The organism is Actinosynnema sp. NPDC002837 (genome assembly GCF_040295345.1).
Lineage (GTDB): Bacteria > Actinomycetota > Actinomycetes > Mycobacteriales > Pseudonocardiaceae > Actinosynnema.
Window position 1 is genome coordinate 1 of the sequence record NZ_JBEOVG010000142.1, and the last position, 15,793, is coordinate 15,793.

Consider the following 15,793-nt stretch of genomic DNA (forward strand, 5'->3'; position numbering starts at 1 on the left):
TGCGCCGACCGCCTCGCCGGTGCCCGGGCACCGGCGAGGCGGGCACCGGCCTCAGCGGTGGGCGCGGTTGATCGCGGAGACCAGGGCGCGCAGCGACGCGGCGACCGTGGAGCTGTCGATGCCGACGCCCCACAGCACGCGGTCGGACACGGCGCACTCCAGGTACGCCGCCGCACGCGCGTCGTCACCCGACGACATGGCGTGCTCGAAGTAGTCCAGCACCCGCACGTCGTAGCCCACGGTGGCCAGGGCGTCCACGAACGCGGCGATCGGGCCGTTGCCGCCGCCGGTGATCTCCTGCGCCTCGCCGTCCACGACGACCACGGCCTTGATCGTCTCGTGGCCGCTGCCGTCGCCGGACACCTTCTGGCGCAGCAGCTTCAGCGGCGCGGCGGCGTCCAGGTACTCCTCGGAGAACGCGTCCCACATGTCCTTGGGGCCGATCTCGCCGCCCTGGGTGTCGGTGACCTCCTGGATGACCTTGGAGAACTCCACCTGCAGCCGCCGCGGCAGGTCCAGGTGGTGCTCGGTCTTCATCAGGTACGCCACGCCGCCCTTGCCGGACTGCGAGTTCACCCGGATCACGGCCTCGTAGTTGCGGCCGACGTCCTTCGGGTCGATCGGCAGGTACGGGACCTCCCACGGGAACTCGTCCACGTGCTGCCCGGCGGCCTTGGCGGCGTCCTCCAGGGCCTCGAAGCCCTTCTTGATCGCGTCCTGGTGCGAGCCGGAGAACGCGGTGAACACCAGGTCGCCGCCGTACGGGTGCCGTTCGGGCACGGGCAGCTGGTTGCAGTACTCGACCGTGCGCCGGATCTCGTCGATGTCGGAGAAGTCGATCTGCGGGTCGACGCCCTGGCTGAACATGTTCATGCCCAGCGTCACCAGGCACACGTTGCCGGTGCGCTCGCCGTTGCCGAACAGGCAGCCCTCGATCCGGTCGGCGCCCGCCAGGTAGCCCAGCTCGGCGGCGGCCACGCCGGTGCCGCGGTCGTTGTGCGGGTGCAGCGACAGGATGATCGACTCACGGCGGGCCAGGTTGCGCGACATCCACTCGATCGAGTCGGCGTAGACGTTCGGCGTGGCCATCTCCACCGTCGCCGGCAGGTTGATGATCAGCGGCTTGTCGGGCGTCGGCTGGATGATCGCCGAGACGGCGTCGCAGACCTCCAGCGCGTACGACAGCTCGGTGCCGGTGTAGGACTCGGGCGAGTACTCGTAGCGGAACTCGGTCTCCGGGTAGTCCTTCTCCTGCTCCAGCGCGAACGCGGCGGCGTCCGTGGCGATCTTCTTGATGCCCTCGCGGTCGGACTTGAACACGACCCGGCGCTGCAGGATGGACGTCGAGTTGTAGAAGTGCACGATCGCCTTGCCCGCGCCGCGCAGCGACTCGAACGTGCGGCTGATCAGCTCGGGGCGGCACTGGGTCAGCACCTGGATGGTGACGTCGGGCGGGATCGCGCCGTCCTCGATGATCTCGCGGACGAAGTCGAAGTCGGTCTGCGAGGCGGCCGGGAAGCCGACCTCGATCTCCTTGTAGCCCATCCGCACGAGCAGGTCGAACATCTTGCGCTTGCGGGCGGGCGACATGGGGTCGATCAGGGCCTGGTTGCCGTCGCGCAGGTCGACCGCGCACCACAGCGGCGCCTTGGTGATCCGCTTGGTCGGCCAGGTGCGGTCGGGTACGTCGACCGTCTCCACCTGCTCGTGGAACGGCCGGTAGCGGTGCACGGGCATGGACGTGCCGCGCTGCGGGTTCCAGACCGGCTGGTCGGCCACGGGGCGGGCCGGCGGTCGGATGCGGCTGGTGCCGGAGGTGTACGCGTCGGGAGTGGCGCTCATGTTCGGGGTGCTCCTGCTGCTGCCGGTGGGAAGACGACCGGCGGGCAACGCTCGTCCCGCGACGGGGGGCCGGTCTTGATCAGACCCCGTCACGGCGGCGAAGCAGGAGGGCGCGTGCCATGACGGACAGGTTAACCGGATTCCGCGCCGAGGTGGAACCGAGCGCCCAGATGGTGGAACTTCACTCGGTCGAGTTTCACTCGATCGTGGGGCGGGCACCTTCTTGACATGTCCAGATGGCGAACCTCAACGCGCAGCGGCAACTACACCGCTGCCCGAGTGATCCGCGGTGTCGGTGCCGTGTTCGCCGGCATCGAGGTGCTGTACATCCTGATGCTCCTGATCGGGGTGAACACCGCCAACGCGTTCTTCCGCTTCATCCAGCAGCTCGCCGAGCCGCTGGCGCTGTTCTTCCCAGGGCTGTTCCAGACGGGCAACGCCAACCTCGACGTGATCCTGAACTACGGTCTCGCCGCGGTGTTCTGGCTGGTCGTCGCAGGTCTGCTGGCCCGCGTCGTCGCGCGCTAGCGCCCACTCTCCCCGGTCCCCGCCGTCCTCCCCCCTGCGGTGGGGCCGGGGGTTCTTCCGAAGTCACGCGTTCACGACGACCAGCGCGTCACGGCGAAGCCGATCGTCGGTTGCCGCGGGCCGTCGAGAGGGCCGTCACCCCACGGAGCGCCCAGAGCGGTGATCACCGCGGCCACCACGTTGCCCTCGTCGGTCACCACGCACAGCACCGTGTCGACCGGCATGCCGTGGATCGACCGGTAGTCGCCGATCGGGTTGCGCAACGCCGCGCCGCGGCACTGCTCGCGGGTCGGCTTCGGCCCGTCCGCGAACAGCCCGGCCGAGCCGTTGGAGCCCGGGTAGACGTTGCCGTCACAATCGTCGTACTCCAGGTCGGCTTCCTTGCTCTCCTTCTCGCCCGGCACCGACCTCTCAGGCGAGTCCAGGTGCACGTCTACGCCGGCCGACGCGCCGCAGCCCGGCGGCGGGACGCTCATCGGCAGGTCGGTCACTTCCGGTGCCGGCTCGGCGGAGGTCGTCGTCGTGAGGGCGGCGGTCGAGGAGCCGGGTGCGGACGTCGTCGTGGAAGAGGGTGAAGGCGACGTCGAGGCGGTCGTCGTGCCCAGTGCCGCGGCGCTCCCCTCCGGCGCGTCCGGACCGTCTGCCAGCACGAGCCCGAAGAGCACTCCCACCGTGAGGAACGCCGCCGACGACAGGGCCAGCGCCACCCCTCGCCGGGACGGCTTCCCAGCCCGCTGCGCCGCGTCGGACTTGAGTTGGCGGATCGCGACGACCCCCTGGGGCACACCGACGGCCAATGTCACGAGGGCGATCACGGCTTCGACCGACACGACCGCAAACTAGCCTTCCGGCACGTCGGAGTAGCCGCACTACAGCGGTTTGGACGGGTGAACTCGATCGAGGCATGCGCGGCGGGCGCGGTGGCTTTGCGCCGCGCATGGCGACGATCTTCTGACCGGTCGTGCGCTCACTCGTGCCGAGGCTCGTCTGAGAATGCCGGTTGACCCCACCTGCCTGCGAAAACGGTCTCGCTCAGCGGTTTGCGCACCCGTGGCCGCCGTTCCCTGGCCCGCAGGTCCTCGGGCAGGTCCTCGTCGTCGCCGAGCAGTCCGACCGCGATCACGACGACCGGCCGCACGTGCTCGGGCAGCCCGAACGCCTCGCGCACCGCGTCCGGCGAGAACCCGCCCATCTGGTGCGTGACCAGGCCCAGCTCGACGGCCCGCAGCACCAGGTTCTGCACCGCGAGCCCCAGCCCGAACTCGGTGTTCGGCATCGGCCCGCGCTCGTCCGACTCGGCCACCGCGCCCACGAGCAGCACCGACGCCCGCCCCGCCCACGCCTGGTTGCCCGGCCGCAGCGCCGCGAAGATTCGCCCGAACGTGTCGTCGCCGCGGTAGCCGACGAGGAACCGGGCGGGCTGGGTGTTGCCGTGCGAGGCCGCCCACCGGGCCGCCTCGACCAGCGCGCGCACGGTGTCCGGCGACACCTCGGCCGCCCCGTCGAACGCGCGCGGGCTCCAGCGCCGCATGATCAGGTCGTTGCCGTCCACCGACCCATACTGTCGATCAGATCGCGTACGGCCAAGCCGTGATGGCGTAGGCGCCGAACCACGCGCTGAACACCGACACGCCCACCAGCACCGCCACCACAGTGCCGGTGCGCCGCCGCGCCAGCGCCAGCGCGATCGGCAGCAGGAGCGTGAACGCGGGCAGCAGCAGCCGCGCCTTCGAGTTCATCAGCCCGTTCGACCCGAGGTCCATCGCGAGCACGCCGGCGCCGTAGACGATCAGCGGCCACTCCAGCCCGCGCCGCAGGCTGAGCACCACCAGCGCCAGCGCCACCACCAGCAGCCACACCGTGGCCAGCTCCAGCACCGACCGGGGCTCGCCCAGGATGAGCAGCGCGAACTTCCAGGTGGCCGCGCCGCCGTCGAACCGCGAGTCCCACCCGATCTGCTGCACGGCGAACCAGCCGTCCCACCGCCCGGTGCGCGCCGCGACGTACCCGAGGTAGCCGACCAGGCCCAGCGGCGCGACCAGCGCGCCCACCCACGGCCGCCAGTCGTCCCGCCGCCGCCACGCCGCCACCAGCGCCGCCGCGCACACCGCCAGGACCAGCGCCGCCGCCGTCGGCCGCACCAGCCCCGCCGCCGCGCAGCACACCCCGGCCAGCACCCAGCGCCGTTCCACGACGCCGACCAGCGACCAGACGGCGAGGGCGCAGAACGTTGCCTCCGAGTACGTCATCGACAGCGCCACGGCCATCGGCGACGCCGCGAACAGCACCACCAGCACCAGCCCGGCGCGCTGCGACCCGCCGGACACCCGGGAACCGAGCCGGGCCAGCCCGTAGGCGCACAGCACGCCGCTGACCAGGCTCACCGCGAACGCGGCGCCGACCGTCGGCACGCCGGGCAGCCCGTCCACCCAGCGCACGAGCGTCGGGTAGCCGGGGAAGAACGCCAGCGGCGTCTCCGCCGTCCGCCGCCCGAACGCGTCCACCAGCCACGTCGGCACGTTCGCGTAGCCGCCCTCGGCGATGCCCAGGAACCACTGCCCGTCCCACGAGGTGAGCGCCCGCGTGACGTCCTTGTCCCACCGCGCCGCCATGAGCTGCAGCGCGAGCAGGCCGAGCTCGCGGACGGCCAGGTAGAGCAGGGCGGGCGCGAGGGCCGCGGTGACCCGGTGTCTGGCCACGCGCGCCAACCGCTCACGCGCGCTCGGCGCGTCCTCCGGCTCCACGCGAACGGCCTCCAGGGTCGACACGGGGTCGAGAGTAGTGGCCGTCACGGCGACCGCTGTCCACTCCTTGGGCCAGGTAGTCTCCCCGATGAGCTGGGCTTGAAGCACCTGGGAGGAGTGGGTCTGTGGCGCTCGTCGTCCAGAAGTACGGCGGTTCCTCGGTCGGGAGCGCCGAGCGGATCAAACGGGTGGCCGAGCGCATCGTCGCGACCCGCAAAGCGGGCAACGAGGTCGTCGTCGCCGTCTCCGCGATGGGCGACACGACCGACGAGCTGCTCGACCTCGCGCGCCAGGTGTCCCCGGTGCCGCCCGCCCGCGAGATGGACATGCTGCTCACGTCCGGTGAGCGCATCTCCATGTCGCTGCTGGCGATGGCGATCAGCTCGCTGGGCGCCGAGGCGCGTTCCTACACCGGCTCGCAGGCCGGCGTGATCACCACGTCCGTGCACGGCAAGGCGCGCATCATCGACGTGACGCCGAGCCGCATCCAGGACGCGCTCGCGGAAGGCGCCATCGCGATCGTGGCGGGCTTCCAGGGCGTGAGCCAGGACAGCAAGGAGATCACCACGCTCGGCCGCGGCGGCACCGACACCACCGCGGTGGCGCTGGCGGCGGCGCTGAAGGCCGACGTCTGCGAGATCTACACCGATGTCGACGGCGTGTTCACCGCCGACCCGCGCATCGTGCCGAACGCCAAGCGGCTGGAGACCATCTCCTACGAGGAGATGCTCGAGATGGCGGCGAGCGGGGCCAAGGTGCTCATGCTGCGCTGCGTCGAGTACGCCCGCCGCTACGGCGTCCCGGTGCACGTCCGATCTTCGTTCAGCAACAAGCCCGGGACCATCGTGTCCGGGTCAGTGGAGGACCTTCCCGTGGAACAGGCGATGATCACCGGCGTCGCGCACGACCGGTCCGAGGCCAAGGTGACCGTGACCGCGGTGCCCGACCTGCCCGGCATGGCGGCGCGGATCTTCCGCGTCGTGGCCGAGGCGGAGCTGGACATCGACATGGTCGTGCAGAACGTCTCGCAGGCCGTGTCCGGCCGCACCGACGTGACGTTCACGCTGCCGAAGGACGACGGGCCGCGCGCGGTCGCCGCGTTGGAGAAGTCGCGCGCGGAGATCGGCTTCGACCAGGTGCTCTACGACGAGCACGTGGGCAAGGTGTCGCTGGTCGGCGCGGGCATGCGCTCGCACCCCGGCGTGACCGCCCAGTTCTGCGAGGCGCTCGCGTCGGCGGGCGTCAACATCGAGATCATCTCCACCTCGGAGATCCGGATCTCGGTCATCTGCCGCGACACGCAGCTCGACGACGCCGTGCGGGCCCTGCACGACGCGTTCGACCTCGGCGGCGACGAAGAAGCTGTGGTGTACGCGGGGAGTGGGCGATGAGCGGACCTGTCCTGGCTCTTGTGGGGGCCACCGGTGCCGTCGGCACCGTCATGATCGACATCATGAACGGCCGGGAGTCCGTGCCGTGGGGTGAGGTCCGGCTGATCGCGTCCGCGCGCTCGGCGGGCAAGAAGATCACCGTGCGCGGCGAGGAGCTGACCGTCGTCGCGCTGTCGCCGGAGGCGTTCGACGGCGTGGACGTCGCGATGTTCGACGTGCCGGACGAGGTGTCGGCCGAGTGGGCGCCGGTCGCCGCGGCCAGGGGCGCGGTCGCGGTGGACAACTCGGGCGCGTTCCGGATGGACCCCGAGGTGCCGCTGGTGGTGCCCGAGGTGAACGCCGACAAGATCGGCGAGCGCCCCAAGGGGATCATCGCGAACCCGAACTGCACGACGTTGTCGATGATGGCCGCGCTGGGCGCCCTGCACCGGGAGTTCGAGCTGCGCGAGCTGGTCGTGGCGTCCTACCAGGCCGCGTCGGGCGGCGGGCAGGCGGCGATCGACCGGCTGTACGCGGAGATCTCGGCGTTGGCGGGCAAGGAGGTCGGCGTGCGCGCGGGCGACGTGCGCGAGACGTTGGAGGCCGCCGGCCTGCCGGTGTCGGACTCGCCGTTCCCCGCGCCGCTGGCGTTGAACGTGGTGCCGTGGGCGGGTTCCCTCAAGGACGAGGGGTGGACCAGCGAGGAGCTGAAGGTCCGCAACGAGTCCCGCAAGATCCTGGGCATCCCGGACCTGAAGGTGTCCGCGACCTGCGTGCGCGTGCCCGTGGTGACCACGCACTCGCTGGCGGTGCACGCGACGTTCGCCCGTGAGGTGACCGTCGAGCAGGCGCACAAGATCTTCGACGCGCAGCCGTCGATCGTGCTGGTGGACGACCCGGCGGCCAAGGAGTTCCCGACGCCGGCGGACGTGGTCGGCGGCGACCCGACCTACGTGGGCCGCGTGCGGCAGGCGTTGGACTTCCCGAACACGCTGGACTTCTTCGTGTGCGGGGACAACCTGCGCAAGGGCGCGGCGCTGAACACCTACGAGATCGCCGAGGAGCTGGCGACCCGCCTGTAGGTTCACCCCCATGGCGGACGTAGTGCTCGCGATCGACCTCGGGACGACGTCGACCAAGGTGATCGCGGTGGACCGGGACGCGGGCGTGGTCGCATCGGCGGAGCACGGCTACCCGATGCGCACCACGCCCTCCGGTGAGGCGACCCACGACCCGGCCGAGGTGTGGGGCGCGGCGCTCGAGGCGTTGCGCGAGGTCGCCGCGCAAGGGCTCGCCGTGCGGGCGCTGTCGTTGACCGGCGCGATGCACACCCTGGTCGGGTTGGACTCCTCGGGCACGCCCGTCACGCCGTCGTTGTCGTGGGCGGACAACCGCGCGCTGGAGCAGACGGCGCGGCTGCGCGGCACGGCGGAGGGGATCGCGCTGCACCGCGCGACCGGCACCCCGATCCACACCATGTCGCCGCTGGTGAAGCTCGCGTGGTTCCGCGACCAGGGCTTCTCCGCCGCGCGGTGGTGCGGGCTCAAGGACTTCGTCGCGCTGCGGCTGACCGGGGTGCTGGCGACCGAGCACTCGTCGGCGTCCGCGACCGGGTTGATGGACCTCCGGTCGCTGGACTGGCACCCGGACGCGCTGGCCTTCGCGGGCGTGGACCCCGGGCAGCTGCCCGACCTGCACGCCCCGGTGGACTCGCTGCCGTTGGCGCTGGACGTGCCGGGCCTGCCCGCAGGCCTGCCGGTCGTGCTGGGCGGCGGTGACGGGCCGATGGCGAACCTCGGCGTCGGCGCGGTCGTGCCGGGGGTGGCGGCGGTGTCGCTGGGCACGAGCGGCGCGCTGCGGGTGGTGCGCGACGAGCCCGTCGTGGACGAGCAGGGGCGGGTGTTCTGCTACGCCGTCGCCGAAGGGCTGTGGGTGCTCGGCGGGGCGGTGAGCAACGGCGGCGTGGTGGCGCAGTGGGCCGCCGAGGCGTTCGGCGTCGACGTGCGCGACCTGCTGGTGGAGGCGTCCGGGGCGCCGGTGGGCGCGGCCGGCGTGATCGCGCTGCCGTACCTGTTGGGGGAGCGCGCGCCGTGGTGGGACGCGGACGCCACGTCGGCGTTGATCGGGCTGCGGCGCGAGCACGGGCGGGCCGAGATCACCCGTGCGCTGGTCGAGGGCGTGGCGCAGCAGTTGGCGCTGGTGCTGGACGCGGTGCGCTCGGTGGCGGACGTGCACGCGGTCCGGGTGACCGGTGGCGCGTTCCGCAGTGAGCTGTGGGCCACCGTCCTGGCGTCCGCGCTGGGCCTGGAGCTGGAACTGGCCGACGACAGCGAGGGCTCCGGCGTCGGCGCGGCCCTGGTCGCCTGGCGGGCACTGGGCGAGATCCCGTCCCTGACCGTCGCCGCCGACCTGATCAAGCCGGTGAAGACGATCCCGCCCGACCCCGACGCGGTCCGCCACTACGCCCGGTCGCGCCCCACCATCGACCGCCTCTACCAGGCCCTACGCGACCTCGAAGGCATCTGACTACTTGGATCGAGCCGACTTCGGCCGATTGGGAATCCCGATCAGCACATCCTTGCCGAGGTGTTGTTTGATCAGATGTACCAGCTCTTGGCCATCGATGAGTTCGATGCGGCCGTGCTCCCTGGCCTTCTGCCTGCACCCCGACGCGAACCACGAGGTGGTGACCAGGATTCCCCACCCTGCCTTCTTCTCCTCCATCGCACCGGCCAACTCGCGGATGTGATTCACCCCGACCACCCGGCTGTACCGCTTGGCCTGCACGATGCTCAGTCCGCCGAACAGCGGGGTGCGGCGGGCGATGACGGCGTCGACACCATCATCCTTGCTCTGCTCCGTGGTCCAGCCTTCTGCTCCCTGTGCCTCGAAGATCTGGCGTACTAAATGCTCGAAGTTCGTGTACGACATGTCCATGAGATCGGGTCGGGCGTCCAGGGTGGAAACCGCGTCGAATCCATCGACAAAGGAGTACTTGCTCAAGTCGAAATCGAGGATCGGTTCGACTGGTTCGAGTTCGTACGGGTGGTTGGACACGATCGCCCGTAGGTGGCGGACGCAGGCGTCGGGATTGATGCGTCGCAGGTTGTCGTCGCTGGGGAAGTCCTCGCGGGCGACCTCAAGACTGACCAGGCACGGATATTCGAGGTCCCCGGTCGCCGGGTTGACCGCGTGCACGTGCCCGTTGAAACCGATCGAAGCCAGGGAACGATCAGCGTTGAAGAGGTCGCGCAGGCACAACAGCGCCACCTGGCTCACCACGTTCCGGTAGAGGTCGCCGACTTCCTTCGGTTTTCTCGGGACCGCGCGTTCCTCGTCCTTCGTCGGCAGATACCGGTAGGAGGCGGTCGTGGGGATGACGTCACGTGGTGGCAGCTCGAACCGCACTACCGCCTGCTCGGCCCGCGGGTTGTACGTCATCTCGAAACGGTGGGGGAACGCCCGCGGAAGTGGAACGGCTGCGAGCACCTTCGACAGGTACTGTTCGACGAAGCTCTGCTGCCGTGTTTCCACACCACGACGGAAGAGCGCGAGTTGTCGATTGTGCTCCTCCGCCTCGGCCTCGGCCTGGGAAACCCGGTCGGCGTGTGCGGCTCGCGCGGCCACTACCGCGCGCTGACGGGCGACTTCTTCAGCTCGCCGAGCCTCGGTGTCCTCATGGAAACGCGTCTTCGCTTCCTCGAGCCTGCGCTCATGGCGACTCTGTCCACCGAACACCCGTGCCAAGCGCCCCGGATCGCTTGGAGCGTAGTCCTCCCACCGTGGCTCTTTGACCGGCACCGCCAGACCACCGAGATCGAGTGGGGAGACTTGGGTCTTCGTCCGGAGGGCGGTCCAATCCAATGCCGCTGGTCGCCCTAGTCCGGCGACCAGAACCGCATTCAGAGCGTCGACCTCGTTCTGCAGTCTGATGGTCTTCTCATCGGCTTCGCCAGCACGTCGTTCGGTGTGCAGTCTCTTGCGTTCCCTTTCCGCAGCGGCTCGTTGCCGTTCCGCTGCGGCCCGCGCGCGTTCTGCTTCACGAGCGATCTGCTGTGCGGTCTTCTGTGTTCGCTGTGGACCGCGTCCTGCGCCCGCCACGAGTGCACCCCCACATCCACTGGTCCGGGATCCCGAACACGGAGCGGCTTCGTTCGAGAGCAACACCCATCATCGACGATGGCGGACTGGCGATCGCGCATTTCGAGGAATCGTGCCTCGACTGGCGGTGTGAATTGGTCTGTTCGAGTGGTCCAGTGTCCCCACGTGAATCGGTTGGGTGACGAAACGTGAGTCGGTCAACGAACCCCGGCCAGAGCAGTGTGGCGGCCGAGCGCCACCGTGCCCGCCGCGACGACGACCGCGCCCGCACCCGCCACGGCGAAGCCCCACGCCGGGGACGAGTGGTCGATCACGAAACCGGTGACCGGCGCCCCCAACGCCACGCCCAGCGTGATCGCCGAGCTTTGCAGGCCCATCGCCACACCGCGCGCGGACACCGGCGCGTACTTCGTGATCAGCTCACCCGTCGCGGTGATCGTCGGCGCGCACAGGAAGTTCGTCGGCACCAGCGCCAGCGCCAGCCACCACGGCGACCAGCCGAACAGGCCGATCGGCACGGCCAGCACCCCCATGCCGCCCATCAGCACCCACAACGGCGGCACGCGCGTCAGCCCGCCGTAGAGGAAACCGCCCGCCAACGACGCCACGCACATCACCACGATCATCGCGCCGGTCCACCCGGTCAGCCCGAGCCCGCGCATCGACGCCACCACCGACACCTCGACGCCCGAGAGCACGAACGTCGCACCGCCCGCGCTGATCAGCACGCCGAGCAGCCGGCCGTCCAGCCACTCCCGCCGCGGCACCCGCGCCCCGGTCTCGCCCTCGTGCCGCACCGGCGGGTTCACCGCGTACAGGATCGCGCCGATCAGGACCATGGACGCGCCGATCGCCCACATCGCCGTCCGGCTCGACGCCTGCGTGGTGAGCGCCACCCCGAGCGCCGGCCCGGCCATGAACGACAGCTCGACGGCCATCGAGTCCATCGCCAGCGCGGTGCGCCTGCGGTCCTCCGGCACGAGCGCGGTCAGGATCTGCCGGCCGAGCGACATGACGGGCATCACGGTGATGCCGGTGATGAAGCACGTGACGAGCAGCACCTCGTAGGACAGCAGCGGCGCGACGAACCAGAACGCGCCTTCGGTGACCATCGACAGGACCAGCATCGCGCGCAGACCACGCCGGTCGACCAGGTGGCCCATCAGCGGCGAGCCCAGCGCGATGCCGACCGTGCTGACCGCCCCGACCAGGCCCGCGGCGCCGTAACCCCGTTCCAGGCCGAGGAGGACGTGCATGGTGATCGTCATGCCCGCCGCCGTCGGTGGCACGCGCGCCAGCAGCATCAACAGCATGAAGCCGGGCACGCGCGGGGTCCGGAGGACGGCCAGGTAGTGAGAGACGTTCACGTGCTCATCTTCACTCGCCCGGGCAACAGGTTTAACCGTTCGTTTTCTTGACTCGTTCCAGAAAGCGTGATGGAGTGGTGGAGCCATGACCCCAGGACCACGCGAGCTGCTCAAGGACGCCGGGCTGCGCATCACCGCGCCCCGGATCGCGGTGCTCGAATGGCTCGCCGAGCACCCCCACGCCACGGCCGACGCGGTCGCCGAGGGCGTGCGGGCCAGGTTGGGGTCCGTGTCGACGCAGGCCGTCTACGACGTGCTGCACGCGTGCGCGCGGACCGGGTTGCTTCGCCGGATCGAACCCGCCGGGCACCCGGCGCGGTACGAGACGCGGACCGGCGACAACCACCACCACCTCGTCTGCCGGGACTGCGGCCGGACCGAGGACGTCGACTGCGTCCACGGCGCCGCGCCCTGCCTGGAACCCTCGGACACGGTCGGCTTCGCCGTGGACGAGGCGGAGGTCCTCTTCTGGGGTCTGTGCCCCGACTGCCGAACCCCTCAGAAGGAGCTACCAGCGTGACCGACGCGCGTCACACCACCAACAACGCAGGCATCCCGGTCGCGAGCGACGACCACTCGCTGACCCTCGGCGCCAACGGCCCGATCCTGCTGCAGGACCACTACCTGATCGAGAAGAACGCCCAGTTCAACCGGGAGCGGGTGCCCGAGCGGGTCGTGCACGCCAAGGGTGGCGGTGCGTTCGGCTACTTCGAGACGACCGAGGACATCAGCCGCTTCACCAAGGCGGCCCTGTTCCAGCCCGGCGTGAAGACCGAGACGCTGCTGCGCTTCTCGACCGTCGCCGGTGAGCTGGGCTCGCCCGACACCTGGCGCGACCCGCGCGGTTTCGCGCTGAAGTTCTACACGACGCAGGGCAACTACGACATCGTCGGCAACAACACGCCGGTGTTCTTCCTGCGCGACCCGATCAAGTTCCCGGACTTCATCCGCTCGCAGAAGCGCCGCGCCGACACCGGCCGCCGCGACCACAACATGCAGTGGGACTTCTGGACGCTGCAGCCGCAGACCGCGCACCAGGTGACGTGGCTGATGGGCGACCGCGGCATCCCGAAGACGTGGCGCCACCAGAACGGCTACGGCTCGCACACCTACTTGTGGGAGAACGCCGCCGGCGAGCGCTTCTGGGTGAAGTACCACTTCAAGACCGACCAGGGCATCGAGACCCTGACGTCGGAACAGGCCGCGAAGATCGCCGGCGAGGACGCCGACGCGCACCGCGCCGACCTGTGGCACGCCATCGAGCGCGGCGAGTTCCCGTCGTGGACGCTGCACGTGCAGGTGATGCCCTACGAGGACGCCGCGACCTACCGCTTCAACCCGTTCGACCTGACCAAGGTGTGGCCGCACGCCGACTACCCGCTGATCAAGGTGGGCAAGCTCGTGCTGGACCGCAACCCGGCGGACTACTTCGCCGAGATCGAGCAGGCCGCGTTCGAGCCGACGAACCTGGTGCCCGGCATCGGCACGTCGCCGGACAAGATGCTGATCGGCCGGATCTTCTCCTACCCGGACGCCCACCGCTACCGCATCGGCGCGAACTACAACGAGCTGCCGGTGAACCGGCCGAAGTCGCCGGTGAACTCGTACTCCAAGGACGGCGCGATGCGTTTCAACAACGCCGTCGACCCGGTGTACGCGCCCAACTCCTACGGCGGCCCGCACGCGTCCGTCGAGGCGGCCGGCGAGGTGGCGTCGTCCTACGGCGTCGAGGACGCGGTCACCCGTTCGGCATACAAGCTGCACGCGGAGGACGACGACTTCGGCCAGGCGGGCACCCTGATCCGCGAGGTGATGGACGAGGGCCAGCGCGAGCGCCTGGTGCAGACCGTGATCGCGCACGCCTCGAACGGCGTGTCCGAGCCCGTGCTGGAGCGCGTGTTCGAGTACTGGCGCAACATCGACAAGGAGACCGGCGACAAGATCGCCGCCGCGTTCGGCAAGTGACCGCGCCACCCCGAACTGTGCACCCCTGATAGTGCACACCCCGGCAGGGCCGTCCGGATTCGTCCGGGCGGCCCTGTCCCTTGTCCCGAGGGGCTTTCCAGACCGGACCTACGCGCCGGTCTCCCGGTCCTTCTGCCACGGATAACGCGGCACGACCAGCTCGAACGAGTCCACCAGCCACGTCTTCCGCGTCTCCGACTCCGACCCGGCCTCACCGGCGGCTGCGGCACGCGGCGGCGGGGCCACGGCGGCGCGCCGCGTGGCCCGGACCCAACGGGGCTCACTGCCCGTGATCGGAAGGGCAGGCGGCGGCGGGTCACCCACCCTCACCCGCACCCAGTAGCCCACGATCTTCAGATTACCGTAGTGAATAACGGAACCAGGCTCGGTTGATCTTCGTCCGAACGGGGACACCGTGCCGCCGATCGGGGGTCGCGCGCATGACGGATCAGCCTTCACTGGACGAGCTGGCGGCCCGCGCCGAACGACTCGACCAGGCGCGGCTCGCGCTCAAGCGCGACCTCGCCGAACGGGTCGTCTTCGGCCGCGACGACAGCGGCCTGGTCGAGATCGGGGTGGACCACACGGCCAAGGTCGTCGAGGTCGCCCTCAACGCGACGCTGGTCGGCCGGGTCGACCCGAAGGTGCTGGCGAACGCGGTCCTCCAGGCCGCGACCGAGGCGCAGCGCCAGGCGCGCGAGCTGGTGGCGGAGCGGCGTTCGTACTACCTGGGCACGCAGTAGGGGCAAGACAGCGAAGGGGGAGGTCATGGCAGGTTTCAAGGTCGACAGCGACCGGTTGCGCCGGTCCGCCGACGGGTTCGGGCGCGCGGGCGAGCACGCCGGCACGGTGGCGAGCTCGTTGGGCGGCGCGACCGTGCCGGGCGGCGCGTTCGGCGTCTCCGGCCCGGGCGCCGGGCTCGCCGCGGACCTGGACGCGATCGTCGGGCGCCGGCGTGACGCGATCGCGCGACGCCGCGACCGGCTCGCCGAGATCGCCGACAAGGTGCGCCGGGACGCCGACGAGTACGACCGGTCGGACGCGGACAACGCCGAGGGCGTCACCCGTTCCGGAGAGGGCCTGCGATGACCCACCCGGCACTGCAGAAGGCGATGGACGGCTGCACGCGGCTCGCGCAGGCCGCCGGCACGGTCGGCTCACCGGACCCGATCGCCGCGATCCGGCAGATCGACTACGACCCGCAGGCCGTCCAGGCCTACGTCGACCAGCTGCGCGCGGCCGCCGGCGACCTCGACAAGGCGATCGCGCAGCAGGAGGACGCGATCGCCGAGCACGAGGCGGGCTCGGAGGGGTCCGCGTCCGACTCCGCCCGCGCGGAGATGGCCAAGGAGCTCGACGCGCTGGTCGACGAGCGCAAGCGGCTCGAGGAGCTGATCAAGGAGGTCGACCGGATCTCCGCGCGGATGGACCAGCTCGCCGGCACCGCGGCCGACCAGGTCCTGGCGATCGCCGCCCACGCCGACCCCGCCGTCTCGATGGTGCTGGACGGCAGCTGGCTCGACGACGCGACCGGCGAGGGCGCGCAGGCGGAGGAGATCGTGCACACCGCCGTCGCCGACGTCATCAAGGTGTGCCAGTCGGTCCAGGACCAGGTCGCCACGCTCCGCGCGGAGCTCAACGCCACGATGGACGACGCCGAGAGCAGCGGCGCGTCGGCGGGCGGCACGACGGGCGGCGCCGGTGAAGGCGGCGTCCCGCAGGGCGAGGGCGAGGTGGGCGCGCCGGAAAGCGGGGGTGAGGCCGGCACGCCGGAGGGCGGGCAGGCGGAAGCAGGCGGGTCGGGTGGCGCCGCGGGCAGCGGCGGCTGAGCCGAACGGGCCGGTCGCCCCGCCCCGGGCGACCGGCCCCGCGTCAC

Annotated in this window: 16 protein-coding genes; 9 read left to right on the plus strand and 7 right to left on the minus strand. The window is 70.8% G+C overall.

Annotated elements, in window-relative coordinates; translation table 11 throughout:
* Positions 1-51: 51 nt before the first annotated feature.
* Complete coding sequence (gene leuA, locus ABTZ99_RS42815) at positions 52-1,842, minus strand: 2-isopropylmalate synthase (RefSeq protein ID WP_498779162.1); 1,791 nt, start codon at positions 1,840-1,842, stop codon at positions 52-54.
* Positions 1,843-2,070: 228 nt separating this feature from the next.
* On the opposite strand from leuA, the gene ABTZ99_RS42820 reads away from it, so the two are divergent.
* A complete protein-coding gene (locus ABTZ99_RS42820; RefSeq protein WP_230570061.1) occupies positions 2,071-2,370 on the plus strand; it encodes a hypothetical protein in 300 nt (99 codons plus the stop codon).
* A gap of 71 nt (positions 2,371-2,441) precedes the next feature.
* On the opposite strand, the gene ABTZ99_RS42825 is transcribed toward ABTZ99_RS42820, so the two are convergent.
* The 3 genes from ABTZ99_RS42825 to ABTZ99_RS42835 form a co-directional block, all read right to left on the minus strand.
* A complete protein-coding gene (locus ABTZ99_RS42825; RefSeq protein WP_499618825.1) occupies positions 2,442-3,200 on the minus strand; it encodes a hypothetical protein in 759 nt (252 codons plus the stop codon).
* A 137-nt stretch (positions 3,201-3,337) separates the two neighbouring features.
* Positions 3,338-3,901: a nitroreductase family protein gene (locus ABTZ99_RS42830; protein ID WP_499618835.1), complete on the minus strand. Its 564-nt coding sequence runs from the start codon at positions 3,899-3,901 to the stop codon at positions 3,338-3,340.
* A 37-nt stretch (positions 3,902-3,938) separates the two neighbouring features.
* Positions 3,939-5,138, minus strand: a complete 1,200-nt coding sequence (locus tag ABTZ99_RS42835; RefSeq protein ID WP_499618827.1) for a glycosyltransferase family protein — start codon at positions 5,136-5,138, stop codon at positions 3,939-3,941.
* A gap of 101 nt (positions 5,139-5,239) precedes the next feature.
* Here ABTZ99_RS42835 and ABTZ99_RS42840 point away from each other — a divergent pair, with 101 nt between their 5' ends.
* From ABTZ99_RS42840 to ABTZ99_RS42850, 3 genes are read left to right on the plus strand one after another with little or no spacing between them, the layout of a single operon-like run.
* Entirely contained in the window at positions 5,240-6,505 is a 1,266-nt protein-coding gene (locus ABTZ99_RS42840) for an aspartate kinase (RefSeq protein ID WP_498779166.1), read from the plus strand.
* Positions 6,502-7,566, plus strand: a complete 1,065-nt coding sequence (locus ABTZ99_RS42845; protein WP_498779167.1) for an aspartate-semialdehyde dehydrogenase — start codon at positions 6,502-6,504, stop codon at positions 7,564-7,566. Before ABTZ99_RS42840 ends, ABTZ99_RS42845 begins: the two co-directional genes overlap by 4 nt.
* Positions 7,567-7,576: 10 nt before the next feature.
* Positions 7,577-9,010 carry a gluconokinase gene (locus ABTZ99_RS42850; protein ID WP_499618829.1) on the plus strand — a complete coding sequence of 478 codons (1,434 nt, stop codon included), beginning with the start codon at positions 7,577-7,579 and terminating at the stop codon, positions 9,008-9,010.
* On the opposite strand, the gene ABTZ99_RS42855 is transcribed toward ABTZ99_RS42850, so the two are convergent.
* Together ABTZ99_RS42855 and ABTZ99_RS42860 are read right to left on the minus strand one after the other, a co-directional pair.
* Positions 9,011-10,585, minus strand: coding sequence for a restriction endonuclease (locus ABTZ99_RS42855; protein WP_498779169.1), 1,575 nt, complete (start codon positions 10,583-10,585; stop codon positions 9,011-9,013).
* 197 nt (positions 10,586-10,782) lie between these two features.
* Positions 10,783-11,952, minus strand: coding sequence for an MFS transporter (locus ABTZ99_RS42860; protein WP_499618830.1), 1,170 nt, complete (start codon positions 11,950-11,952; stop codon positions 10,783-10,785).
* An 85-nt stretch (positions 11,953-12,037) separates the two neighbouring features.
* Here ABTZ99_RS42860 and ABTZ99_RS42865 point away from each other — a divergent pair, with 85 nt between their 5' ends.
* Together ABTZ99_RS42865 and ABTZ99_RS42870 are read left to right on the plus strand one after the other, a co-directional pair.
* Positions 12,038-12,472 carry a Fur family transcriptional regulator gene (locus tag ABTZ99_RS42865; RefSeq protein WP_498779173.1) on the plus strand — a complete coding sequence of 145 codons (435 nt, stop codon included), beginning with the start codon at positions 12,038-12,040 and terminating at the stop codon, positions 12,470-12,472.
* Entirely contained in the window at positions 12,469-13,917 is a 1,449-nt protein-coding gene (locus ABTZ99_RS42870; RefSeq protein WP_498779175.1) for a catalase, read from the plus strand. The genes ABTZ99_RS42865 and ABTZ99_RS42870 overlap by 4 nt, the downstream gene beginning before the upstream one ends.
* A gap of 108 nt (positions 13,918-14,025) precedes the next feature.
* Here ABTZ99_RS42870 and ABTZ99_RS42875 read toward each other — a convergent pair whose 3' ends face one another.
* Positions 14,026-14,265 carry a hypothetical protein gene (locus tag ABTZ99_RS42875; protein ID WP_499618832.1) on the minus strand — a complete coding sequence of 80 codons (240 nt, stop codon included), beginning with the start codon at positions 14,263-14,265 and terminating at the stop codon, positions 14,026-14,028.
* A 92-nt stretch (positions 14,266-14,357) separates the two neighbouring features.
* Here ABTZ99_RS42875 and ABTZ99_RS42880 point away from each other — a divergent pair, with 92 nt between their 5' ends.
* Genes ABTZ99_RS42880 through ABTZ99_RS42890 form a run of 3 tightly spaced genes read left to right on the plus strand, consistent with a single transcriptional unit; the run spans position 14,358 to position 15,746 of the window.
* Positions 14,358-14,660 (plus strand): YbaB/EbfC family nucleoid-associated protein, encoded by a 303-nt coding sequence (locus tag ABTZ99_RS42880; protein ID WP_498779181.1) that lies wholly within the window; start codon positions 14,358-14,360, stop codon positions 14,658-14,660.
* 25 nt (positions 14,661-14,685) lie between these two features.
* Positions 14,686-15,006, plus strand: a complete 321-nt coding sequence (locus ABTZ99_RS42885) for a DUF2563 family protein (protein WP_498779182.1) — start codon at positions 14,686-14,688, stop codon at positions 15,004-15,006.
* Positions 15,003-15,746 carry a hypothetical protein gene (locus ABTZ99_RS42890; RefSeq protein ID WP_498779184.1) on the plus strand — a complete coding sequence of 248 codons (744 nt, stop codon included), beginning with the start codon at positions 15,003-15,005 and terminating at the stop codon, positions 15,744-15,746. The genes ABTZ99_RS42885 and ABTZ99_RS42890 overlap by 4 nt, the downstream gene beginning before the upstream one ends.
* Positions 15,747-15,793: the final 47 nt, after the last annotated feature.

What these genes read in the sequence shown, in the direction of transcription:
- ABTZ99_RS42890 (WP_498779184.1), top strand. Translation starts at nt 15,003, where the DNA reads ATGACCCACCCGGCACTGCAGAAGGCGATGGACGGCTGCACGCGGCTC.
- ABTZ99_RS42845 (WP_498779167.1), top strand. Translation starts at nt 6,502, where the DNA reads ATGAGCGGACCTGTCCTGGCTCTTGTGGGGGCCACCGGTGCCGTCGGC.
- ABTZ99_RS42885 (WP_498779182.1), top strand. Translation starts at nt 14,686, where the DNA reads ATGGCAGGTTTCAAGGTCGACAGCGACCGGTTGCGCCGGTCCGCCGAC.
- ABTZ99_RS42820 (WP_230570061.1), top strand. Translation starts at nt 2,071, where the DNA reads ATGTCCAGATGGCGAACCTCAACGCGCAGCGGCAACTACACCGCTGCC.
- leuA (WP_498779162.1), bottom strand. Translation starts at nt 1,842, where the DNA reads ATGAGCGCCACTCCCGACGCGTACACCTCCGGCACCAGCCGCATCCGA.
- ABTZ99_RS42865 (WP_498779173.1), top strand. Translation starts at nt 12,038, where the DNA reads ATGACCCCAGGACCACGCGAGCTGCTCAAGGACGCCGGGCTGCGCATC.
- ABTZ99_RS42830 (WP_499618835.1), bottom strand. Translation starts at nt 3,901, where the DNA reads ATGCGGCGCTGGAGCCCGCGCGCGTTCGACGGGGCGGCCGAGGTGTCG.
- ABTZ99_RS42850 (WP_499618829.1), top strand. Translation starts at nt 7,577, where the DNA reads ATGGCGGACGTAGTGCTCGCGATCGACCTCGGGACGACGTCGACCAAG.
- ABTZ99_RS42880 (WP_498779181.1), top strand. Translation starts at nt 14,358, where the DNA reads ATGACGGATCAGCCTTCACTGGACGAGCTGGCGGCCCGCGCCGAACGA.